This is a genomic window from Rhizobium sp. BE258 (assembly GCF_031457345.1).
In the GTDB taxonomy this organism is placed as follows: Bacteria; Pseudomonadota; Alphaproteobacteria; order Rhizobiales; family Rhizobiaceae; genus Rhizobium.
Map to the genome: position 1 here is coordinate 335,608 of NZ_JAVDWL010000005.1, position 20,963 is coordinate 356,570.

At 59.8% G+C, this 20,963-nt stretch carries 22 protein-coding genes and 1 tRNA gene; 5 read left to right on the forward strand and 18 right to left on the reverse strand.

Annotated elements, in window-relative coordinates:
• Positions 1 to 249 precede the first annotated feature (249 nt).
• The 13 genes from J2X43_RS19890 to J2X43_RS19950 all read right to left on the reverse strand — a co-directional run bounded on the left by J2X43_RS19890 (position 250) and on the right by J2X43_RS19950 (position 12,003).
• Positions 250 to 411, reverse strand: a complete 162-nt coding sequence (locus tag J2X43_RS19890) for a DUF1328 domain-containing protein (RefSeq protein WP_112386069.1) — start codon at positions 409 to 411, stop codon at positions 250 to 252.
• A 154-nt stretch (positions 412 to 565) separates the two neighbouring features.
• The gene (locus J2X43_RS19895) at positions 566 to 1,075 is read right to left on the reverse strand and encodes a Dps family protein (RefSeq protein ID WP_112385922.1); all 510 of its coding nucleotides are present in this window, start codon (positions 1,073 to 1,075) and stop codon (positions 566 to 568) included.
• Positions 1,076 to 1,257: 182 nt separating this feature from the next.
• Entirely contained in the window at positions 1,258 to 1,422 is a 165-nt protein-coding gene (locus J2X43_RS19900; RefSeq protein ID WP_310296505.1) for a hypothetical protein, read from the reverse strand.
• A gap of 136 nt (positions 1,423 to 1,558) precedes the next feature.
• Complete coding sequence (locus J2X43_RS19905; protein ID WP_112385923.1) at positions 1,559 to 1,747, reverse strand: hypothetical protein; 189 nt, start codon at positions 1,745 to 1,747, stop codon at positions 1,559 to 1,561.
• Between the two features lie 158 nt (positions 1,748 to 1,905).
• Complete coding sequence (locus J2X43_RS19910) at positions 1,906 to 2,655, reverse strand: ABC transporter ATP-binding protein (RefSeq protein ID WP_310296507.1); 750 nt, start codon at positions 2,653 to 2,655, stop codon at positions 1,906 to 1,908.
• Positions 2,652 to 3,485 carry an ABC transporter ATP-binding protein gene (locus J2X43_RS19915; protein ID WP_310296509.1) on the reverse strand — a complete coding sequence of 278 codons (834 nt, stop codon included), beginning with the start codon at positions 3,483 to 3,485 and terminating at the stop codon, positions 2,652 to 2,654. The genes J2X43_RS19910 and J2X43_RS19915 overlap by 4 nt, the downstream gene beginning before the upstream one ends.
• Entirely contained in the window at positions 3,482 to 4,417 is a 936-nt protein-coding gene (locus J2X43_RS19920; protein ID WP_112517845.1) for an ABC transporter permease, read from the reverse strand. Before J2X43_RS19920 ends, J2X43_RS19915 begins: the two co-directional genes overlap by 4 nt.
• Positions 4,414 to 5,481: an ABC transporter permease gene (locus J2X43_RS19925; protein WP_112385927.1), complete on the reverse strand. Its 1,068-nt coding sequence runs from the start codon at positions 5,479 to 5,481 to the stop codon at positions 4,414 to 4,416. The genes J2X43_RS19920 and J2X43_RS19925 overlap by 4 nt, the downstream gene beginning before the upstream one ends.
• Positions 5,482 to 5,499: 18 nt before the next feature.
• Positions 5,500 to 7,143, reverse strand: a complete 1,644-nt coding sequence (locus J2X43_RS19930; RefSeq protein ID WP_310296511.1) for an ABC transporter substrate-binding protein — start codon at positions 7,141 to 7,143, stop codon at positions 5,500 to 5,502.
• 47 nt (positions 7,144 to 7,190) lie between these two features.
• Complete coding sequence (locus J2X43_RS19935; protein WP_310296513.1) at positions 7,191 to 8,249, reverse strand: dipeptidase; 1,059 nt, start codon at positions 8,247 to 8,249, stop codon at positions 7,191 to 7,193.
• A 156-nt stretch (positions 8,250 to 8,405) separates the two neighbouring features.
• A complete protein-coding gene (locus J2X43_RS19940) occupies positions 8,406 to 9,431 on the reverse strand; it encodes an ABC transporter permease (RefSeq protein WP_112385930.1) in 1,026 nt (341 codons plus the stop codon).
• A 34-nt stretch (positions 9,432 to 9,465) separates the two neighbouring features.
• Positions 9,466 to 11,007 carry a sugar ABC transporter ATP-binding protein gene (locus J2X43_RS19945; protein WP_310296516.1) on the reverse strand — a complete coding sequence of 514 codons (1,542 nt, stop codon included), beginning with the start codon at positions 11,005 to 11,007 and terminating at the stop codon, positions 9,466 to 9,468.
• Between the two features lie 66 nt (positions 11,008 to 11,073).
• Positions 11,074 to 12,003: a sugar ABC transporter substrate-binding protein gene (locus tag J2X43_RS19950; protein ID WP_112540410.1), complete on the reverse strand. Its 930-nt coding sequence runs from the start codon at positions 12,001 to 12,003 to the stop codon at positions 11,074 to 11,076.
• A gap of 324 nt (positions 12,004 to 12,327) precedes the next feature.
• Between J2X43_RS19950 and J2X43_RS19955 the strand changes: the two genes are divergently transcribed.
• Positions 12,328 to 12,837 (forward strand): DUF1993 domain-containing protein, encoded by a 510-nt coding sequence (locus J2X43_RS19955; RefSeq protein ID WP_310296518.1) that lies wholly within the window; start codon positions 12,328 to 12,330, stop codon positions 12,835 to 12,837.
• A 5-nt stretch (positions 12,838 to 12,842) separates the two neighbouring features.
• On the opposite strand, the gene J2X43_RS19960 is transcribed toward J2X43_RS19955, so the two are convergent.
• The 4 genes from J2X43_RS19960 to J2X43_RS19975 form a co-directional block, all read right to left on the reverse strand.
• On the reverse strand, positions 12,843 to 14,363 hold the full coding sequence (locus J2X43_RS19960) for an alkaline phosphatase family protein (RefSeq protein WP_405049623.1): 1,521 nt from the start codon (positions 14,361 to 14,363) through the stop codon (positions 12,843 to 12,845).
• An 8-nt stretch (positions 14,364 to 14,371) separates the two neighbouring features.
• Positions 14,372 to 15,355, reverse strand: coding sequence for a UDP-glucose 4-epimerase GalE (gene galE, locus J2X43_RS19965; RefSeq protein ID WP_112385935.1), 984 nt, complete (start codon positions 15,353 to 15,355; stop codon positions 14,372 to 14,374).
• 240 nt (positions 15,356 to 15,595) lie between these two features.
• Positions 15,596 to 17,332 carry an EAL domain-containing protein gene (locus tag J2X43_RS19970; protein WP_310296521.1) on the reverse strand — a complete coding sequence of 579 codons (1,737 nt, stop codon included), beginning with the start codon at positions 17,330 to 17,332 and terminating at the stop codon, positions 15,596 to 15,598.
• A gap of 263 nt (positions 17,333 to 17,595) precedes the next feature.
• A tRNA-Ser gene (locus J2X43_RS19975) sits at positions 17,596 to 17,685 on the reverse strand.
• Positions 17,686 to 17,986: 301 nt separating this feature from the next.
• On the opposite strand from J2X43_RS19975, the gene rplU reads away from it, so the two are divergent.
• The 4 genes from rplU (at position 17,987) to J2X43_RS19995 (ending at position 19,976) form a co-directional block, all read left to right on the forward strand.
• On the forward strand, positions 17,987 to 18,304 hold the full coding sequence (gene rplU, locus J2X43_RS19980) for a 50S ribosomal protein L21 (protein WP_112385937.1): 318 nt from the start codon (positions 17,987 to 17,989) through the stop codon (positions 18,302 to 18,304).
• 37 nt (positions 18,305 to 18,341) lie between these two features.
• The gene (rpmA, locus tag J2X43_RS19985) at positions 18,342 to 18,611 is read left to right on the forward strand and encodes a 50S ribosomal protein L27 (protein WP_112385938.1); all 270 of its coding nucleotides are present in this window, start codon (positions 18,342 to 18,344) and stop codon (positions 18,609 to 18,611) included.
• A gap of 124 nt (positions 18,612 to 18,735) precedes the next feature.
• On the forward strand, positions 18,736 to 19,392 hold the full coding sequence (locus tag J2X43_RS19990) for a GNAT family N-acetyltransferase (RefSeq protein WP_112385939.1): 657 nt from the start codon (positions 18,736 to 18,738) through the stop codon (positions 19,390 to 19,392).
• A 35-nt stretch (positions 19,393 to 19,427) separates the two neighbouring features.
• The gene (locus tag J2X43_RS19995; protein WP_405049626.1) at positions 19,428 to 19,976 is read left to right on the forward strand and encodes a GNAT family N-acetyltransferase; all 549 of its coding nucleotides are present in this window, start codon (positions 19,428 to 19,430) and stop codon (positions 19,974 to 19,976) included.
• A gap of 41 nt (positions 19,977 to 20,017) precedes the next feature.
• Here J2X43_RS19995 and J2X43_RS20000 read toward each other — a convergent pair whose 3' ends face one another.
• Positions 20,018 to 20,881 carry an endonuclease/exonuclease/phosphatase family protein gene (locus J2X43_RS20000; RefSeq protein WP_310296524.1) on the reverse strand — a complete coding sequence of 288 codons (864 nt, stop codon included), beginning with the start codon at positions 20,879 to 20,881 and terminating at the stop codon, positions 20,018 to 20,020.
• Positions 20,882 to 20,963: the final 82 nt, after the last annotated feature.

The window sequence follows — 20,963 nt, forward strand, 5'->3', positions numbered from 1 at the left end:
CAGAGCACTGTTGCTCAAAGATACTATGGCAGCCGATTTTTAGATGCGAAACGGTTTAAGCCCTGCTTTATCGCACAGCTATGACCGTGATGGCAGTGCTTCTTGTCCCTCCCGCAAAGCCATTTCCTCAAAGTTGGACACTAAGCGGATAATTCAAGTCAAGAGCGAAGAATTGGCACTGGAGACATGAAAAATCCGGCGCCGCTCCGGCACCGGATTTTCATCATCGCAACGATGCTTTCAGCGCCGTCAGCGCCGCATCAGACGCATGAAAAGCGAGACGACGAACAGTACCAGGAACAGGAAGAACAGAACCTGAGCGATCGAGGCCGACGCGCCGGCAATACCACCGAAACCGAGAAGGCCGGCGATCAGGGCGACGACGAGAAATACCAGAGCGTAATAAAGCATGCCCATCTCCTTGTTTGCTGACGGATAAACGAAGATCTGCGACCATGGTTCCGCGAGATTGAGAAAATCTTTCGATATCAATGAATTATGAAAAAGGGCGCATGGACATGAGCATGCGCCCTCGCGGCGGCGATAAGGCGCAAAGCGCCCACGCCTACTTTGCAATGATGGCTTTCAGCATCCAGAGCGCCTTCTCGTGAAACGTCAGGCGGTCGGTCAGCATGTCGGTGGTGACAAGGTCCTTGTTGTCGTCGGCAGCGGTGCCGGCTTCGCGCATCGCCCTGCAGGCCGCCTCATGATCGGCGATCAGGTCGCGCACCATGTCTTCCGCCGTCAACTGGCTGAAGTCGCCATTATCAGGCGCGAATTTCGCAGCGTCTCCGACGCGGGCCGGCGCCAGGTGACCAAGGGCGCGAATACGCTCGGCGATGATATCGGTCGCCTTGAAAAGCGTATTGTAGTGCTCTTCGGTCAGCTCGTGCAGCGGCTTGAACAGCGGGCCGACGACATTCCAGTGATAGATGTGGCTCTTGATCACCAGATGATAGGTGTTCGCCAAGATCGCCGACAGGCTCTTTGCCATGTCGGCGCAATATTTGTCGGTCAGTCCGGTTTTCACCGAGACGTCACGCGATTTCGGTTTCAGTACGGCTGTATTTGCCATCGTCCTCAACTCCTGACTGGGAACGCCAGACAGCGTGGGATGGAAGGAGAAGGATGATGACCGGGGTCCGGTACACTATGCCTTTAACGTCCATTCCCGATACGCTGAATGCGTAAGCAGAGAATGCCGCGGCTGGCACATTGTTCCGAAGGAAGGGCACCGGCAGAGCGCCGGTGCGAAGATCAGCCGATCAGGCCGAATACGAACGCAGCGACGAATGCGAAAGCTGCGGTCAGCAGCACGGCATGAACGCCAAGCTGCAGCTTGCCGCGCACGGACAGCGGCTTCTTTGCCGGCACGGAACCATAATGGTTCGCGTGAGTATGCGATATACCCAAGTCTGCCATGTGTTGCCTCCGTCTGTTCTCTTTGGTGCGGCTTTATGCCTGCACCTTTATTCTTATATTCTCTATCAGGTAGGTAGAGATAAAATTCCTTCCAGAGGCAACCGGGTAGAAAATCCAACCGGTGCTGGAAGAAAGCTCAGCAGAGAGTGCGCCAGGCCCAGATCAACGACCGTTCGATCGCATTTTCCTCGCGCTGCGCAGCAGCGGAGACATCGATGAAGCGGCGGTCCTTTTCGGCAGGAATAGAAACGACTGGCTGCTCGCTCCGCTCGGCCTTCACCGGCGGCTCGAGATATCCCATGGTCATGCCACCGAGAAAGAACATCCTTACCTCCATGATCACGAAAACTAACAATCGTTAACGGGATCATGACAGATGAAACGGGCCTGTCAATAGTCTAGTCGAATGGTCGTCTTTAACGCTACGTTAACCTTAACCGCACGCATGGAACAGCCTTTTCAAACACTTGAAAAACCTGTATTTCAGCTTTTGACGAAGCCTTTGCTCGCGACCATCAGATTGCGGGTGTATTCTTCCTGGACATCGGCGCGGGCAAGCTCGGCCGAGCTCAAGCGCTCGACGACCGCGCCATTGCGCATCACCGCGAGCTGCTCGCACATATGGGTGACGACGCCGAGATCGTGGCTGACCATCACGAAAGTCAGCTTTCGATCGCGCCGGATCTGCTCCAGCAGGTTCAGCACTTCGGCCTGAACAGAGGCATCGAGTGCCGAGGTCGGCTCGTCGAGCAACAGCACCGACGGCTCGACGATCAGCGCCCGGGCAATCGCTACGCGCTGGCGCTGGCCGCCCGAGAGCTGATGTGGATAGCGGAAACGGAAACCATTTCCGAGGCCGACTTCGTCAAGCGCGCGGGCAATACGCGTTTCACCGTCGCTGATGCCGTGGATCGCCAATGGCTCCAGCAGCAGCCGGTCGATCGTCTGGCGGGGGTGAAGCGAACCATAGGGGTCCTGAAACACCATCTGGACGCTGCGATAGAAAGCCTTGCTGCGCTTGGCGCCCTGCAGCGCCTCGCCATGAATGCGGATAGTCCCCGAACTGACGGGCGCAAGCCCGGCAACCGCCCGCAGCAGCGTCGATTTCCCCGACCCCGATTCCCCGACAAGCCCGAAGGACTCGCCCGTTCCGACCTCGATGCTGACATCCTTCAGGGCGTGGAAATCGTCATAGATGACGCCGAGCTTTTCGACAGAGAGTGCTGCGCTCATGCCGCCCACTCCGGCTTGCGGTCGAGAACCGGCAGCGGATGGCGGCTCTGGCCGATCTCCGGCATGCAGTTCAGCAGACCCTGCGTATAAGGATGCTGGGCATTCTTCAGATCGGATGCCTTCAATTCCTCGACGATCCTGCCAGCATACATGACGATGACACGGTCACAAAAGGACGAGACGAGTCGCAGATCGTGCGACACGAAGATCAACCCCATGCCGCGCTCGGAAACGAGTTTGTCCATGATCTTCAGCACATCGAGCTGAACGGTCACGTCGAGCGCCGATGTCGGCTCGTCGGCAATCAACAGCTCCGGCCCGGCGATCAGCATCATGGCGATCATCGCTCGCTGCCCCATGCCGCCGGAAACTTCATGCGGATAGAGATCGAAGACCCGCTTGGGATCGCGGATCTGCACCGCCTCCAGCATCGCAAGTGCCCGTTCCTTGGCCTCCGCCCGGCCGACCTGTTCATGGGTCTTCAGCGTCTCGCAGATCTGCCGGCCGATCGACATGACCGGGTCCAGCGAATATTTCGGATCCTGCAGCACCATGGCGATCCGCTTGCCGCGCAGAAGACGCCGCTGCTTGGCGGAGGCGGACAGGAGATCGATGCCGTTGAAGTCGAGGTTGTCGGCGCTGACGACGGCGTGCTTCGGGGTGAGGCCCATGATGGCGCGACCGGTCTGAGACTTGCCGGAGCCGGATTCACCGACGATACCGAGGCGTTCCTTGCCGAGCGTGAAAGACACGCCACGCACCGCCTCGATTACGCCTGTGCGCGTCGGATAGCTGACACGCAGGTTGTTGACGTCGAGAAGCTCGGTCATTGGCCGCTCTCCTTCGGATCGAGCGCATCGCGCAGGCCATCGCCGAGCAGGTTGAAGCCGAGGCTGACGATCAGGATGGCAATACCGGGCATGGCCGCTACCCACCATTGATCGAGAATGAAGCGGCGGCCCGAGGCGATCATCGCACCCCATTCCGGCAGCGGCGGCTGGGCGCCGAGGCCGAGAAAGCCGAGACCGGCAGCTGTCAGGATGATGCCCGCCATATCGAGGGTTACCCGCACGATCAGCGACGAGATGCAAAGCGGCATGACATGACGGATGATGATCCTGATCGGTGAGGCGCCCATCAGCTTCACGGCAGAAATATAATCCGAGCGCCGCACCGTCAGCGTTTCGGCGCGGGCGATACGGGCATAAGGCGGCCAGGAGGTGATGGCGATGGCGATGACCGCGTTCTGGATCCCCGGCCCCAAAGCCGCGACAAAGGCAAGTGCCAGCACCAGCTTCGGAAAGGCCAGAAAGATATCGGTGATCCGCATCAGGGTGGCATCGACCCAGCCGCCGGCATAGCCGGAGACGGTGCCGACGATCAGCCCGATCGGCGCGGAGATGATGGCGACGAGAACCACGACGAAGAGCGTGAGCCGCGAGCCATAGATCAGACGCGAATAGATATCGCGGCCCTGATCGTCGGTGCCGAGAAGATAGCCGGCAGTGCCCGGCGGCATCAGCCGCGCGTTCTTGAGATCACCGATGACAGGCGAATGCGTTGCCAGGAGATCGGCGAAGGCCGCGACGAACAGTAGCCCGATGATGATCACCAGGCCGACGACGGCGAGCTTGTTGGCGGTGAACTGCCGCCACGTGACATAGGCGCGCCCGAGACGCGCCTGCGTGCGTGATTGCGGCCGGTCGGAAAGCAGCCATTCGCGGCGGCTCATCGGAGGTGTCTGGTTGACCGGAACCGTCATCGGCTTCGCGTCCTTGGATCGAGGGTCCGGTAGAGAAGATCGGACAGGAGGTTGATGCCGATGAAGACGGTGCCGATGACGATCGTGCCGCCGAGCACGGCGTTCATGTCGGCGCTCTGCAGCGAGTTGGTGATGTAGAGGCCGATGCCTGGCCAGGAGAACACCGTCTCCGTCAGCACCGAACCTTCAAGCAGCCCCGCATAGGAAAGCGCGATAACGGTTATCAGCGGAACGCCGGCGTTGCGCAGTGCATGGCCCCAGATCACCCGCGTTTCGGAGAGACCCTTGGCGCGCGCCGCCACGATATATTCCTGGCTGAGCTCGTTCAGCATGAAGCTGCGGGTCATGCGGCTGATATAGGCGAGCGAGAAATAGCCGAGCAGTGAGGCAGGCAGGATGATGTGGCGGAAGACGTCGTAGAAGACGTCCCACTGCCCCTGCCAGGCACTGTCGAGCAGATAGAAGCCGGTTATCGGCGTGAAGGTATATTCGTAGACGATGTCGATACGGCCGGGGAACGCCACCCAGCGCAGCTTCGCATAGAAAACGACGAGTGAGATCAGCGCCAGCCAGAAGATCGGCACCGAATAGCCGATAAGCCCGATGACGCGCACCACCTGGTCGGCCAGGCTGCCGCGGCGCACCGCAGCCAGCACACCGAGCGGAATGCCGATCACCGCGCCGATGATCGTGCCACAGGTTGCCAGTTCGATGGTCGCGGGAAATGCGCGGCGAATATCGGTCATGACGGGGTTGGTCGTCAGCACCGAATTGCCGAAATCCCCTGAGAGAATGCCCTTCAGATAGATATAGAACTGCTCGTAGAGCGGCAGGTCGAAGCCCATTTCGCGGCGCACGCGCTCCACCACATGGGTCGGCGCCCGGTCGCCGAGAATGGCAAGAACCGGATCGATCGGCACCACGCGGCCGATGAAGAAGGTGACGGCCAAGAGGCCGAGATAGGTCGTGACCGCGGCAATCAGAAAACGCCCGAGTGCCTTGGCGAGCGGAAGTGCGCGGCCCTTCGCGGGCCGCGCCTCCACCTTTGTTTCAACGATGCTCAATGAACCAATCCCACCGGATTATTCCTTGGCGATCGGACCGACATAGTTGGTGTCGAAGCTCGGGCCGAGCTTGAAGTCTTTCAGGCTCTTGCGATAACCGGCCACTTCGATCTGCTGGAAGATGAAGACGAAGGGGCTGCTTTCCAGGTACTTTTTCTGGATGTCCTGGTACATGGCGGCGCGCTTGGCACCATCACGCTCCAGCAGCGCAGCCTTGGCTTCCTTGTCGAGATCCGGTGCCTCGAAGGTGTTGCGCCAGGCGAGCGTCTTGTTGGTACCCGCATCCGAATTGTCGGGGTTCGAGGTGAACGTGTCAGCATTCGAATTCGGATCGAAATAGTCTGAGCCCCACTGGCCGATATAGATATCGTGCGTGCGGGCGCGATATTTCGTTAGCGTCTGCTTGCCGTCACCCGGGACGATTTCGAGCTTGATACCGGCCTGTCCAAGCGTCTGCTGCATGGATTCGGCAATGCCGGTGACCGGCTGCGTGTTGCGCACGTCCATGGTGACGGAGAAGCCATCCGGCAGGCCTGCCTTTGCCAGCAGCTCCTTGGCCTTGGCGACGTCGAGCTTGAACGGATTTTCGTCAAGCGCGCCAAGCTGGCCCTTCGGCAGGAAGGTTTGGTGAACTTCGCCGATACCCTTGATGAGCGTCGAGCTGATCGCATCGTAATCGACCAGATATTTGAAGGCCTGCTGCACTTCAGGCTTTTTCAGGTTCTCGTTCTTCAGGTTGAGGCTGACGTAATAGATCGTGCTCTTCGGCGCGTCTGTCGTCGCCAGATCGGCATTTTTCGCCACGGCGTCGAGATCGCCCGGCTCGAGATTGCGTGCGATATCGATGTCACCCGCCTCGAGCGCCAGGCGCTGCGCCGAGCTTTCCTTCATGTAGCGGTAGATGACGCGGTTCAGCTTCGGCTTGTCGCCGTAATAATTGTCGTTGCGCTCGAGAACGACGACTTCGTTGGCGCGCCATTCGCGTAGCTTGAAGGCGCCCGAACCGGCATAGCCGGTCTTCAGCCAATCGTTGCCGAAGTCGTTGTCATACTTGTGGTCGGCATCGACGGTGACGGGCTTGACGTGATCGAGCACCAGCTTCTTGTCGACGACGGAAGCAACCGTTGCCGTGAGGCAGTTCAGCACGAAGCTCGGCGCATAGGCCTTGTCGACGGTGAAGACGAAGGTATTCGGATCGGCGGCCTTTGCCTTTTCCGTGACGTTGTCGCCGGTGAGGCCGAACTGGGTGAGAATGAAGGCCGGGCTCTTGTCGAGCTTGACGGCGCGCTCGAAGGACCAGGCAACGTCTTCTGCGGTGATCGGGTTGCCGGAGGCAAACTTCAGGCCCGGCTTCAGCTTGAACGTATAGGTCAGGCCATCATCGGAAACGGTCCAGCTTTCGGCAAGGTCACCCTTGACCTTCGAGGTGTCGGCCATATCGAGGCGCACCAGCAGGCTGTAGCTGTTGCTGGTCACTTCCGCGGTCGAGAGCTCGAAAGCTTCGCCTGGATCCATGGTGATGATGTCGTCGATGGCAAAGCCTTCGACCAGCGTATCCTTCGGCGTTTCAGCAAAGGCGGCAGGCGCTGCCATCATGAGAAGCGAAAGAGCAGCACCGGCAGAAAGGGCACGGAAGCTGCGGTTCAGTTTGGTAATCATCATTGGTTCTGTTCCCCTGTTTTTGATTGATTACAAAGCAGTTCTCAGGCTCAGACGTCCTTCTCCCTCCACGCCGAAGCCAGGATTCTCAGCCAGTTCTCGCTGGCAAGTTTCTTGAGATCGTCCTCACCATATCCACTGTCCCGGAGGGCGGCAATCAGCTTCTGGTTGCCTGCAGCGTCACCGATTTCGTCGGGAATCGTCGCCCCGTCGAAGTCCGATCCGAGCGCGACGCAATCGATGCCGACTCGCCCGACGAGATGGTCGATATGGCGGATCATGTCGGAAAGCGGCGTCTCGCCATCGGAGCGTCCATCCGGGCGCAGCATGGCCGTCGCATAATTCAGACCGACGAGCCCCTTGCACTCCCTGATGGCATCGAGCTGCTTGTCGGTCAGGTTGCGGGCTACGGGCGTCAACGCGTGCGCATTGGAATGGGTAGCCACCAGCGGCTGATCGCTGGTCTTGGCAACATCCCAGAAGCCCTTCTCGGTGATATGCGACAGATCGATCATGATGCCGAGGCGATTGCACTCGCGCACCAACTCGAAACCCGCATCCGTCAGACCGGGCGCCGTATCCGGGTTTTTCGGGAAAGCAAACGGTACGCCATGCCCGAAGACATTGTGGCGGCTCCAGACGGGGCCGAGCGAGCGCAATCCGGCGGCATAAAAGACTTCGAGCGCGGCAAGATCCGGCCCGATCGCCTCGCAGCCCTCTATGTGCATGACGGCGGCAAAGACCCCACTCGCCATGGCCGCGCGGATGTCCTTGACGCTGCGGCAAAGGCGCCAGGCACCGGCAGTATCGAGACGCAGCGCAATCGCCGCCATCTCCGTCGCGATCCCCAGCGAGGGCAGCCGATCGAGCGGTGCCGACAGTGGGGTTTCGTAGTGACCGTTTTCATCCGGATCGGCAAAGACGAGATCGCCGGACGGGATGTAGATGGCGCAGAGGCCGCCGGCCAGGCCACCCTCGCGGGCGCGGGGCGCATCGATATGGCCCTGGGTCGTTCCGTTCAGAAATTCGGCGACCGGATCGTTGCCGTCTCTTTCATGTGTCCAAAGCCTGAGGAGAACGTCGTTATGGCCATCGAATACGAGCTGCATCTGTCTTCCTGCTCTACCCTTCCGGGCAAATATCAAGTGACAACAATAGAAAGGCTGGAAAAATAGGCCAGCCCCTTTTTTAGAAATTTGCGGCACCGCTGAAATAGGCGCCAAACGTGAAAACGGGGCCAGATGGCCCCGTCATTTTTTCATGTCTCAGTGCTTTGCGCGTTTCTTTTGCCGGTAGACGTCGACGACGACGGCGGCAACGATGATCACGCCCTTGACGATTTCCTGGTAGTAGGCGTCCACCCTGAGGAAGGTGAAGCCTGAGGTCATGACGCCGAGAATGACCGTGCCGATCACGGTACCGGTGATGCGCCCGACACCGCCCGTCAGCGACGTGCCGCCGATGACGGCCGCAGCGATCGCATCGAGTTCGTACATCACGCCCATGCCGGCCTGCGCCGTCTGCGCACGGGCTGCAGTCACGACGCCGGCGAGACCGGCGAGCAGACCCGCGATAGCGTAGACCTTGATCAGATGCGCTTCGATATTGATGCCCGAAACGCGTGCCGCCTGCATGTTGGCGCCGATCGCATAGGTGAACTTGCCGTAGCGGGTATAGCGCAGCGCGATGTGGAAGATCAGCGCGACAACGAGGAAGACGATAACAGGCCAGATACCGGTGCCGATGAAGTTGAACTGATCGGTCAGGCCGGAGACCGGCTGGCCCTTCGTGTACCACTTCGAGATGCCGCGTGCCGACACCATCATGCCGAGCGTGGCGATGAAGGGCGGGATCTTGGTCTTGGCGATCAGCTGGCCATTGATATAGCCGGCCAGAAGGCCGATCAGCAGGCCGACGCCGATCGGCACGAAGAACGGCATGTCGGTCAGCGATGGATAGAGCGCACGTGGCCAGGTGGAGGCCTGGGCAAAGCTCGCCGCGATCATCGCCGTCATGCCGACGACCGAACCCGAGGAAAGATCGATACCGCCGGTTATGATGACCTGCGTCACCCCGACCGAAATGATGCCGATCACCGAGACCTGCAGGATCATGATCGTCAGGCGCTGCGGGTTCATCAGGAAGCTCTGGCCGATGAAGATCCAGCCGAGAATCTCGTAGACGAGGGCGATGCCGATCAGCACCAGGAAGATGCTGAGTTCCGGCGGTATCCGGCGGCGGCGGACCCGGGCTGCGAGCGGCGCATGGCCTTCTGCTGCATCTGTGTTCATGTTCAAACCTCCCTTTGGCAATCGAGCGGCGCGTTTACTGCGCGGCGAGCTCCATTACCTTCACCTGTGTTGCTTCGGCGCGATCGAGGAAACCGGTCACCCGCCCTTCATGCATGACCATGATGCGGTCGCTCATGCCGAGCACTTCCGGCATTTCCGACGAAATCATGATCACCGCGACGCCGTTTCTGGCCATCTCGGTCACCAGCCTGTGGATCTCGGCCTTAGCGCCGACGTCGATGCCACGCGTGGGTTCATCGAGGATCAGGATCTTCGGATTGGTGAGCAGCCAGCGGCCGATCAGCACCTTCTGCTGGTTTCCGCCCGAGAGATTTTCGACGCGCTCGTCGAGATTGGGTGTCTTGACCCTGAGCCTGCGCGCCATGTCTTCGCAGGTCTTCTCCAGCGCCCGCTCCTGCACGAAGCCGCCCTTGACGAACTTGTCTTGCAGCACGGCGATCTGCATGTTTTCGAGCACGTTGAGGATCAGAAGACAGCCCGTGTCCTTCCGGTCTTCGGTGAGGAAAGCCATGTGGTTCTGGATGGCAACGGTCGGCGAGTTGATGTCGACCTTCTTGCCGAACAGCTCGATCGTGCCGGCGCTGGCAGGCGTCACACCGAACAGCGTTTCGGCGACATTCGAACGTCCCGAGCCAACCAGACCGGCCACACCTAGAATTTCGCCTGCGCGCACATCGAAGGAGACATCGCGAAAGACGTTGTTGAGCGTCAGATCCTTGACCGACAGCACGACGTCGCCGATCGGAACCTCTTCCTTCGGAAACATCTGGGTGATCTCGCGGCCGACCATCATCTTGATGATGTCGTCGCGCGTCACATCCGTAGATGCATGCGTGCCGATATACTTGCCGTCGCGGAACACCGAAAACTCGTCGGCGATCGCAAACAGCTCGTTCATCTTGTGGGTAATGTAGACGATGCCGATGCCCTGGGCTCTCAGGGCGCGAATGATATCGAACAGGTGAGCGACTTCACGCTCGGTCAGTGCCGAGGTGGGCTCGTCCATGATCAGAACGTCTGAATTGTAGGAAACCGCCTTGGCGATCTCGACCATCTGACGGCTGGCAACCGAGAGATGCCGCACTTCGATATCCGGATCGATATCGATGTTGAGCCGCTGAAACAGCTCCTCGGTCATGCGATACATCTCGCCATGATCGACGAACCCGAAACGGCTCTTCGGCTCGCGGCGAATCCAGATATTTTCCGCAACCGTCATGAACGGCATCAGGTTCAGTTCCTGATGGATCATGGCGATGCCGTTTTCCAGCGCATCGAGCGGCGACTTCAGCTGGATGTGAACGCCCTTGAGACGCACCTCGCCTTTGTCAGGCGTGTAGATGCCGGCAAGGATCTTCATAAGCGTCGATTTTCCGGCGCCATTCTCGCCCATCAGCGCATGCACCGAGCCGCGCTTCAAGCGGAATTGAACGTCGTCGAGTGCGACGACACCTGGAAATTCCTTGCGAACGCCCTCGGCACTCAGCAGGAATTCCGCATTCGGAACGGCCCCGCTGGCGCGCACGGCAGCCATGGTGGACGGGCTGATAGCCATCTTCTTCTCTCCGGATACGGCAGGAACTGGATGCGGGCATAAAGCCCGCATCCGTGACACGGCGCCTTAGTTCTTGGCGACGAAGTCCTTGACGTTTTCAGGTGTGACGAGCTGGAAGGGAATGTAGACCTTCTTGTCGATCTTTTCACCCTTGGCGAGCTTCAGAGCCGCATCGAGCGAGCCCTTGCCCTGACCTGCGGCGTCCTGGAACACCGTCACGTCGAGGTCACCGGCCTGCATGGCGGCAAGCGCGTCCTGCGTGGCGTCAACACCGCCAACGACATAGTCCTTCATGTCCTTGCCGGCGGCCTTGAGGGCCTGGATCGCGCCGATCGCCATTTCGTCGTTGTTCGAGATGACAGCATTGAACTCAAGACCGCTGGAGAGCCAGTTGGTCACCAGGTCGGAGCCCTGGGTACGATCCCAGTTTGCCGTCTGTTCTTCGACGATCTCGATTCCCTTGCATTCGTCGGTCTTGATGACGTCATGAACGTCCTGGGTGCGCATGCGGGCAGCCTGGTTCGACAGTTCGCCCATGATGACCACGGCCTTGCCCTTGCCACCGAGGAGACGGCAGACTTCCTTGGTTTCCAGCGTACCGGATTCCAGTTCGTTGGACGCGACGAATGCCTGATTGTCAGGCAGCGTATCGACGTTGACGGGCTGGCGGTTGACGTAAACCAGCGGAATGCCGGCATCGGCGGCGAGCTTCGACATCGCAGCCGTTGCGTCAGTGTCGACGGGGTTGACGATGATCGCATCGACCTTGGAGGCGATGAAATTCTGGATCTGGCTCTGCTGCTTCGACACGTCGTTCTGCGCGTCTTCGACCTGCAGCGTCACGCCGCTCAGCGTCTTCGAGTAATCGATCATGCCGTTGCGCAGAACAGTCAGGAAGTTGTCGTCGAACTTGGCCATGGAAACGCCGACCGTTTCCGCATGCGCGGCCGTCGACATGACAAGCGCCATCGCAGTGCCCAGGATAAACTTTTTCATTTTATTTCCTCCACAAAGCGGTGTCCGGCAGCACCCTCCTCACGCCGGAACTTCGGGCCCAGCCCAAAAGCCTTAATTCCAGTTGACCGCCACTCCCGTGAGGCGGCTCCGTCAAAACGGAACAAACAAACCGTAAAATTTGCCTGACGGAATATTCATTCCATTTTCCTAGCGCGGCGTCAACTCTTTTTAAAGCAATGCCGAACGCAGCTGCTGGTCGGAAAAATCTGCGACGGCATGAGAAGTGCTGATGCAATCGCCATCAGCCGCGCCTAGATATGCGGCCTCAGCATCAAGCTGATCCCTTTGCCCCAGGAGATTTCCATGTCCGTTTCCATGTACACGCTTACCGTTCCGATCTTTCAGCGCGGCCTGAAGACGCTGAGCACCTATCTCGACAAGGCCGAAGCCTACGCGAAGGAAAAAGGGATCGATTCCAGTATCTTGGTGAATGCGCGGCTGGCGCCGGACATGCTGCCGCTGTCAGGCCAGTTTCAGCGCGCCACGGATAGCGCCAAATTCGGCATCACCCGCCTGACATCGACAGACGCACCGAAATTCGAGGACAACGAAGCGACGATTGCCGAGCTGCGCGAACGCCTGGAAAAAGCGGAAGCCTACCTCGCCACGGTCACGCCCGAGATGCTTGAAGGCACGGAGAAGAGCGAAGTGACGCGCTCCCTCGGCGGCAAAACGATAACGCTGAGCGGTCAAGAATATCTTGCTGCTTTCGCACTGCCGAACTTCTATTTCCACATTGCCATGGCGCACGCCATCCTGCGCAACCAGGGCGCCCCGGTCGGCAAGATGGATTATCTCGGCAGCTTCGGCTGAGGCACTCAGGGCCGGTAGGACACCGGCCCTTTTTCCGTGAGCTCGGTATAGGCAAGCGTCTGATCGAGGTGGCTCGCCCGCAGCGACAGCAGGCGCTCGGCATAGGCGAGCTGCACCTGCGCGTAAGCCGGATCGCCGGCAAGATTGCGAAGCTCCATCGGATCGGCCTTCAGATCGAAGAGCAGCGGCGGCAGGGCGGCAAAATGCACATACTTGAAATGATCGTCGCGGATGACGGCAAGATTGCACCGGTTGGGCGCCAAGCCGAAATGCGCCTGCGCATCGCCGCTGGCGATCTCCCGGAAATCGAACTCCCAGAAAGCCGCATCGCGCCAGTCCGAGACCGGCTTTTCTTCAAGAAATCGGCGAAGCGATCTGCCGTCGAGGCCGTTTTTCGCTGACGCGCCGAGTGTCTCGCACAGCGTTGGGAAAATATCGGCCGCACTGGTGAAATGATCGACCGACACGTCTTTTGCAGCCGCCCGCGGATCGCGGATGACGAGCGGGATATGATAGCTGCCGTCGAAGAAGCCACCCTTCCCCAGCGTCCAGTGATCGCCCATCATCTCGGCATGATCGGAGGTGAAGACGATGACGGTATTCTCCCACGTGCCGGCGTCCTTCAGAGATTGAAAGATACGGCCAAGCTGCGCGTCGACCTCTGAAATCATGCCGTAATAGATCGCCCGGATGGCATCGAAATCCTGAGCACCCCAGTCATTCACCGCGCCTTCGGCACCGGAAATAAAACTGCCTTTCGAGGCCCGCGGCATTGCGTATTCGAGGTAGGGATGCGCCTGCATCTCATCCTGCGCCGACGGTCCGCGCGAAAAGACCGGCCCGTCCCCGGGCTTGTACATCGCGCCATAAGGTTCCGGCACCGAAAAGGGCGGATGCGGCCTGAGGAAGGAAACATGCGCGAACCACGGATTATCCTGCTCACCCAGCCAGCGGATGAATTCGCCAGCTAAAAACGCTGTCTGGGTCTCATCCTTCGAATAGGACGTGCCCGCAGCCGAAATATCCCCTGCCCCCGCGCCAACTGGAATATGAATGTCGCGGCTGACGGCATCGGCATGGCCGCGCGACCGCAGCCAGGACAACCACTGCTTTTCATGCTCCGGCAGCAGCTGGCGCGCGGTAAATCCCGGCAGCAGCCCTTCGTAGCTGGTCAGATGCGGATCGCCGGCCTCGAGCGCTCGCGGGTCAGGAGCCGTATCGGTATAGCCGAACAGCGTCGGGTCGTAGCGCGCGCGCCGCGCCGCCAGCGCCAGATTGTCGAACCGCCGGTCGAGCGGCGAGCCGTTACGGCACACCCGGTGATTCATCTGGTAGAGACCGGTATAGAGTGTCGCCCGCGCCGGCGAGCATGGCGCGGCTCCCGCAAAGTGATTGCGGAACAAAACGCCCTCAGCGGCGAGCGCATCGACGTTCGGCGTCCTGACAACAGGATGGCCGACCGCCGAAAGGCAATCGCCACGCCATTGGTCAGCTGTGATCAGCAGGATATTCTGACGTTTCGGCAAGGCACGCCTCAGTGCTGATTGGTTCGGGAATGCCAGCGCCAGGCTGACTGGATGATCTCGGACAGATCATATTGCGGCACCCATCCGAGCACATCCCGCGCCTTGTCGTTATTGGCGACCAGCGTGTGCGAATCGCCCTCGCGGCGGCCGATATACTCGACCGGGAAAGGGCGTTTGGAGACATCCTCGATCGCCCCGAGCAGCTCCTTCACCGTCGTGCCGGTCCCGGTTCCGAGATTGAGCGCCACGGAATCGCCGCCACGCAGCAGATATTCGACCGCCCGCACATGGGCGTCTGCAAGGTCGAGTACATGGATGTAATCGCGTACACACGTGCCGTCGCGGGTCTCGTAGTCGCTGCCGAACACCTTGAACCCCTGGCGGCGGCCGAGTGCCGCATCGATCGCCAACGGGATCGCATGGGTTTCCGGATCGTGCCATTCGCCGATGCGGCCGTCGAAATCAGCACCCGCCGCATTGAAATAGCGCAGAATGACGGAGCGCAGGCTCTTGTACTGGTCATAATCCGCCAAGGCCTGCTCGACGATATATTTGGTGCGCCCGTAGGGATTGATTGGCACTTGCCGGTGCGTCTCATCCAGCGGCACGCTCTGTGGCAGGCCATAGGTCGCGCAGGTCGAGGAAAACACGAAGGCATTGATGCCTGCCGCCTGTGCGGCCGACAGCAGCGTCAGCGTACCGATTACATTATTCTCATAGAAGGCGACTGGATCTTTGACCGATTCACCCACCTCGATCAGTGCCGCAAAATGCAGGATCGCGGAAGGTTTGTGCTTGGCGAGCACCTCGTCCAGCCGGGCCCGGTCGCGAATATCGCCCTCCTCGGCCGGCCCCCATTTGACGAATTCCCGATGCCCGTTCGAGAAATTGTCGAAGACGACGGGCTTGTAGCCCTTGTTGGCCAAATCCAGGCACGTATGCGAGCCGATATAGCCGGCGCCGCCGACCACCAGAACAGTTTCACCAGCCATTCACCACCTCTATTGCCGTCTCGGATGACGGAACCCTAGAGGAGATAAACGGCGAGAAAAAGGGGAATTGCAAAACCGATGCTGCAGGGCAGCAAAACAGGCATAACAAAGCTCTGCGCAGGCGCGTCGTGCGGTAACGTTTTGGGATTTTCAGCGGAAGAGCGAGCTTGCTCTCAGCGATTCCAGAGCGAAAACTGCTGGCCCGCATGGCATTGGCAGACAATCCGAATACCGCCGAGATTATAGCGCTTTCCGGCGCGGCGTTATTGCAGCGTTTTGCAGCAGCGATGTGATGGCAGAAACCGGCTGCGGCCTGCCGAAGGCATAGCCTTGCAGAATGTCGGCACCGAGTTTCGCCAACACTTCTGCATGGGCGATCGTCTCGACACCCTCGGCAACGATCTCGACATCGAGCGACCGGGCGATATCGATCAGCGAGCCTATCAGCCGCCGCTGGGTCTCGTTTTCCAGAACCGGAAGCACCAGCTGGCGATCGATCTTCACCCGGTTGGGACGCAGTTCGACCAGACCGAGCAGCGAGGCGTGGCCGGAGCCGAGATCGTCGATCTCGATGTCGATGCCGCACTCCCGGATCTTGTCGATATTGCGCTTCACCTGGCCGCTCAGGCTATCGAAGAAGATCGTTTCGATCAGCTCGAAACTGATGCGTCCCGGCGGGATCTGCAGCTGCTTGACCTTGGCCGGCAGGTTCGGATCGGCGAGACGCTCGGCCGACAGATTGACGGAAACCCGCGGCACGTCGAGGTCCGCAAGCGACCAGCGGTTTACGTCGAACAGGGCGCGCTGCAGAATCGCGTCGTCGATTGCCTCCATCAGGCCATGAGCGGCCGCCAGTGGCAGAAACTCCGCCGGGCTTCTGACACCCTTGGCGCTTTCCCAGCGGGCGAGCGCTTCCAGGCCGCAGATCTCATAGCTGCGCGCATCGACCTGGACCTGATAGAAAGGAACGACCTCGCCGGCCCTGAGACCCGTCTTCAACTCCTGCAGCAGCTGCTTTTCAGCGTTTATCTTGTTGGCAAGGGACGGCGAGAACAGCTCATCGCGATTGCGGCCGCCCCGCTTGGCCTCATAGAGCGCGAGGTCCGAGGAGGCGAGCAGCGATGCCAGCTGATCCGAAGGCGCACTGGCCAGGCCGATCGAACATTCGATGACAAAGGGCTCGCCGTCTATGTCGAGCGGGCGCCGCAGAGCCTGGCGCAGATCCCGGACGATCCCGGTATCCCTGCCTGGCGAAAGATGATGCGAAACGATGACGAACTCGTCGCCGCCAAGCCGGGCGGCGATCTCGCCGTCTCCCACACAGGCCGTCAGCAGCGAGCCGACATGGCGAAGAACCTGGTCCCCGCCGGCATGACCGAAACGGTCGTTGATATCCTTGAAGCGATCGATATCGATATGACAGACGGACACGATCCGGCCCGCCTCACGCCCAAGAGCTGCAAAAGCCTCGTCGAATGCCCGCCGGTTCAAAAGCCCGGTCAGATAGTCGTGATCGGCGGCATAGCGTGCATCGGCGCGGCTGCTGTCGGCGGCCTCACGCTCGCGCGCAAGCTGCTCGTTGCGCAGAACATCGTCAGTGACGTCCCATTCCGCCCCTATGAAACACGGCTCTCCCTGGCCATCGACGAAATACTTTGCGCGCGACCGTATATGCCGTACGGCGCCATTCGGGCGGATGATGCGAAATTCGGAAGCATAGTCGCTCCTATTCCTGATCGCTTCCTCGAACAGTGCGCTGGCACGGCTACAATCGTCGGGATGAACGCTTTCGAGCCAGACGACGTCGAGCAAACCCTTGTTGATGCCGTAGATACTCTGCAGCTGCTCGTCCCAGCGCGTCTGGTTTTTCAACAGGTTATGCTGCCAGATACCGATGCCGGAGGCTTCGAGCGCAATATTGAGCTGCCGAACCAGATCTTCCAGTTCGTTGTTCGTCCAGGTTAGTTTCGTTTCCACTGCGTTCCGGCCTCTTTTGCAGCACTATGCCGGTTATTGCTTAGGAAATACTGAAGCCATTCTCCCGAGTTCCACCCTCGATTTTTTACAACCGTCTGCAATTCTTGAGCGAGTGATCGCCAGGATTTAGAAGATTACGAGATGGGATGGATTCGTCCGGACAGGCAATTGGAACGCTGCCTTGCAAGGCAAATGCCCGCGTCGCAGCGAACATTAAGTTCACGCGTGTGACCGCAAGGCCAAAACTGAATGTAGAGAAATGATGGCGGAGAGGGTGGGATTTGAACCCACGGTGCCCTTGCAGGCACGCCGCATTTCGAGTGCGGTACATTCAACCACTCTGCCACCTCTCCGCGGTCTGGTTGGCGCCGTTAAGCGCGGGCTGTCTCTTAACGATAGAATCACGGGCTGGCAAGACGAAATTGCGACGCTTTTTCATCCTTCTGCCTTGACAGATTTTTGACACTCGTCTATCCCGCCTCCGCAATAGGCGTGGAAAAGTCCGTGCCTTGCCCGCCTCGCGCTCGCGTGAGGTTTCACCGGCAGACAGAATTTGGGGTTCAGCCCCGAAATCCCTGCTTAACACAGACTGATAAGAAGACAGCCACCTGCGGTTTGCAGGGAGAGCTGGATCGAACATGAAAGGATTAAAAAATGTTCGCAGTCATCAAGACCGGCGGTAAGCAGTACCGTGTGGCAGCAAACGACGTGCTGACCATCGAGAAGCTTGAAGCATCCGCTGGCGACTCCATTGAATTCACCGAAGTACTCGTCATCGGCGAAGGCGCCGATGCAGCGATCGGCGCACCCTTCGTCAAGGGCGCATCCGTCAAGGCCGAAGTGGTCGAGCAGAACCGTGGCAAGAAGGTCATCGCCTTCAAGAAGCGCCGCCGTCAGAACTCGAAGCGCTCGCGCGGTCATCGCCAGCATCACACGGTTGTCCGCATCACGGACATCCTGGCAGCCAAGTAATCGGTTTCGGGCAACTAAGGTTTAAAGGAGAAATCCAATGGCACACAAAAAAGCTGGCGGTTCGTCGCGCAACGGTCGTGACTCTCAGTCCAAGCGCCTTGGCGTGAAGAAGTTCGGCGGCGAAGCCGTCATCGCAGGCAACATTATCGTGCGTCAGCGCGGTACGCAGTGGCATCCAGGCGCCAATGTCGGCCTCGGTAAGGACCACACCATTTTTGCGCTTACGAACGGCAATGTAGACTACCGAACGAAGGCCAATGGTCGCGTGTACGTGTCTGTAATGCCGAAAGCGGAAGCAGCGGAATAAGCCGGTAGCGCTCTAAAACAGCCGGCGTCTCATCGACCCGGCTGAGCGTATCAGGTTCAGTCCAGAAAACAGGGGAGATGGGGCGCCATCTCCCCTTTTTCTTTGTCCATAAGGAGGACTGAACATGCAAGGCGAACTGATCAGGGTCGACCAATCAAGGTCACCCCGGGAAGACCAGAGGTCTCCCAAGGAACGGCTGAGGCCGGAGCGGTTAAGGACCGATTGCCCTGTCTTGTTATCGGAAAGGCTCGTCATGCGCGCGCCTCACGTGGAAGACATTGACGCCCTTTCCCATCTCGCCAACAACGCCAAAGTCGCCACAATGGTATCGCGCATGCCGCACCCGTATACCGCCAATGATGCCGCCGACTTTGTACGTCGAACGGCGAATGGCGAGATCGGCAAGTGCGTCTATGCCATTACCAAAGCCGAAAACGGCGCGTTTATGGGCTGCTGCGGCGTCGAACCGCATGCCGATGGACGCACCGTCGAGATCGGTTACTGGCTCGGCGAACCCTTCTGGGGGCAGGGCTACACCACGGAGGCCTGCCACGCGCTGGTCGATATGGTGTTCCGCACCCGCGAAAGCGTTGACCAGATCGACGCCCGTTGCCGGGTGACCAACGTCGCGTCGCGGCGCGTCATCCAGAAGTGCGGCTTCCAGTTCCAGGGATCCGGCCTTGCCGCATCGCTGGCGCTCGGTTCCAACGTCCCGGTCGAATGGTACAGGCTCGATCGCAAGACCTGGATGTCGCTGAGAAGCTGGGGAGCACTGTCATGAGCGCAGCCCTTCTCGACCGCCAAAAGGTCCAGCCGATGACACCGGGCACTATTCCCGTCATCGGCACCGCCAGGCTTTCGCTTCGCCCGCACCGGCTGAGCGATGCCGATGCCATCGCCGGATCGCTCAGCGATTTCGCGGTAACGAGGATGCTGGCCCGCGTGCCGGCACCCTACCACCGGCAGGACGCCCTGGATTGGCTGGTTCCAGTCACCTCGGGGCGGCTGCAGGATTGGCATCTGGCGATCACCAGCGGAGACGATACCCATATCGGGATGGTCTCCGTCGAGCTTCGCCACGGGCGCTGGCACCTTGGCTACTGGCTGAACCGCTACTACTGGCGGCGCGGCTACATGAGCGAAGCGGTCGCCGCCGTGCTGGAGCGGTTTTCGCGCCGGATGCCGGAGATGCCCGTTCACTCCGGCGTCTTTGCCGATAACCCCGCCTCGCTGCGGCTGCAGGAAAAGCTCGGCTTCCGCATGAGCGGGTGCTCGGAAATCTACAGTTTCGCTCGCAACACCATGGTGTCGCATGTCGAAACCGTCCTCCAGCCCGGTGCGCTGCAAAGCGTCAAGGCCGCCTGACTGAGACTGAAACGCCGCGGCAGCAATGCCGCGGCGTTTTTCTAGACCTCGATCTCGACCCAGACCGGGAAGTGATCCGAACCAACCGAATCCGTATCGACACGGGCGGCCTTGAGGCTGCCTGTCAACCCGCCGCTGACGAAACAGTAATCGAGATGCATGCGCTTTCCGTGATCGCCAGGATCCATCCAGCTGTAGCTTCCGGGATGATAGCCATCGAGCGCCGCCAGCGCATCGACAGGCGTGCCGATGCGCGGAACACGGCCATAGTAGCCGTCCTTGCTGCCGGCAAGCGTGCAATATTCCGGCGATTCCGGCACCATGTTGAAATCGCCCATGACGACATAGTCCTCTGGGAGCGGCGGTTCCTCCATACCGAGCTCAGCCGCACCGGTGATCGCGCCTCCCTCGAAGGGGAAGGCGTTCAGCCGCTCGTTGAGATGGCGCATCTGGGCAATGCGCTCATCGAGCCAGACATGATCGAGATGCAGCGAATAGACACGCAGCGGCCGGCCGGGACTGTCGATCAGCGCCTCGGTCGCCCCCCGCTGCAGATTGAGCTTCGACACCGTGCGGCTGCGCGGCAAGAGGATCGTTCGGGTCGACAGGATCGGAAAGCGCGACAGGATCATGTTGCCGAACTGGAAGCGCGTGCCGCGCGGCGGAAAACCACCCTCGCCTACATCGACATGCAGATCGCAAGGCGCGCCATAAACCCAGAAATGGTCGGGAAACAACGCCGCCAGATCGGCCGGCATGTCGGCAAAATCGTTCTTTTCGTAGCCTCGTGTCACTTCCTGCAGCGCGATGACGTCAGCCCCTTCGAGACTATCGGCAATGCGGCCAAGGTCGTAAATCCCATCAAGACCGAAGCCGTACTGTATGTTATAGCTCGCAAACTTCACGATATTCTTTGACCTCCGCATGAACCGCCTATATCGAAAGCGGCGAATAAGGCGCGTTAATAGCCACCGGTACTGGAAGTAA

Excerpts from the sequence above, each read along its gene's own strand:
- J2X43_RS19890 (WP_112386069.1), bottom strand. The coding sequence starts at position 411 with ATGCTTTATTACGCTCTGGTATTTCTCGTCGTCGCCCTGATCGCCGGC.
- J2X43_RS19895 (WP_112385922.1), bottom strand. The coding sequence starts at position 1,075 with ATGGCAAATACAGCCGTACTGAAACCGAAATCGCGTGACGTCTCGGTG.
- J2X43_RS19900 (WP_310296505.1), bottom strand. The coding sequence starts at position 1,422 with ATGGCAGACTTGGGTATATCGCATACTCACGCGAACCATTATGGTTCC.
- J2X43_RS19905 (WP_112385923.1), bottom strand. The coding sequence starts at position 1,747 with ATGTTCTTTCTCGGTGGCATGACCATGGGATATCTCGAGCCGCCGGTG.
- J2X43_RS19910 (WP_310296507.1), bottom strand. The coding sequence starts at position 2,655 with ATGAGCGCAGCACTCTCTGTCGAAAAGCTCGGCGTCATCTATGACGAT.
- J2X43_RS19915 (WP_310296509.1), bottom strand. The coding sequence starts at position 3,485 with ATGACCGAGCTTCTCGACGTCAACAACCTGCGTGTCAGCTATCCGACG.
- J2X43_RS19920 (WP_112517845.1), bottom strand. The coding sequence starts at position 4,417 with ATGACGGTTCCGGTCAACCAGACACCTCCGATGAGCCGCCGCGAATGG.
- J2X43_RS19930 (WP_310296511.1), bottom strand. The coding sequence starts at position 7,143 with ATGATGATTACCAAACTGAACCGCAGCTTCCGTGCCCTTTCTGCCGGT.
- J2X43_RS19935 (WP_310296513.1), bottom strand. The coding sequence starts at position 8,249 with ATGCAGCTCGTATTCGATGGCCATAACGACGTTCTCCTCAGGCTTTGG.
- J2X43_RS19940 (WP_112385930.1), bottom strand. The coding sequence starts at position 9,431 with ATGAACACAGATGCAGCAGAAGGCCATGCGCCGCTCGCAGCCCGGGTC.
- J2X43_RS19945 (WP_310296516.1), bottom strand. The coding sequence starts at position 11,007 with ATGGCTATCAGCCCGTCCACCATGGCTGCCGTGCGCGCCAGCGGGGCC.
- J2X43_RS19950 (WP_112540410.1), bottom strand. The coding sequence starts at position 12,003 with ATGAAAAAGTTTATCCTGGGCACTGCGATGGCGCTTGTCATGTCGACG.
- J2X43_RS19955 (WP_310296518.1), top strand. The coding sequence starts at position 12,328 with ATGTCCGTTTCCATGTACACGCTTACCGTTCCGATCTTTCAGCGCGGC.
- galE (WP_112385935.1), bottom strand. The coding sequence starts at position 15,355 with ATGGCTGGTGAAACTGTTCTGGTGGTCGGCGGCGCCGGCTATATCGGC.
- rplU (WP_112385937.1), top strand. The coding sequence starts at position 17,987 with ATGTTCGCAGTCATCAAGACCGGCGGTAAGCAGTACCGTGTGGCAGCA.
- rpmA (WP_112385938.1), top strand. The coding sequence starts at position 18,342 with ATGGCACACAAAAAAGCTGGCGGTTCGTCGCGCAACGGTCGTGACTCT.
- J2X43_RS19990 (WP_112385939.1), top strand. The coding sequence starts at position 18,736 with ATGCAAGGCGAACTGATCAGGGTCGACCAATCAAGGTCACCCCGGGAA.
- J2X43_RS19995 (WP_405049626.1), top strand. The coding sequence starts at position 19,428 with ATGACACCGGGCACTATTCCCGTCATCGGCACCGCCAGGCTTTCGCTT.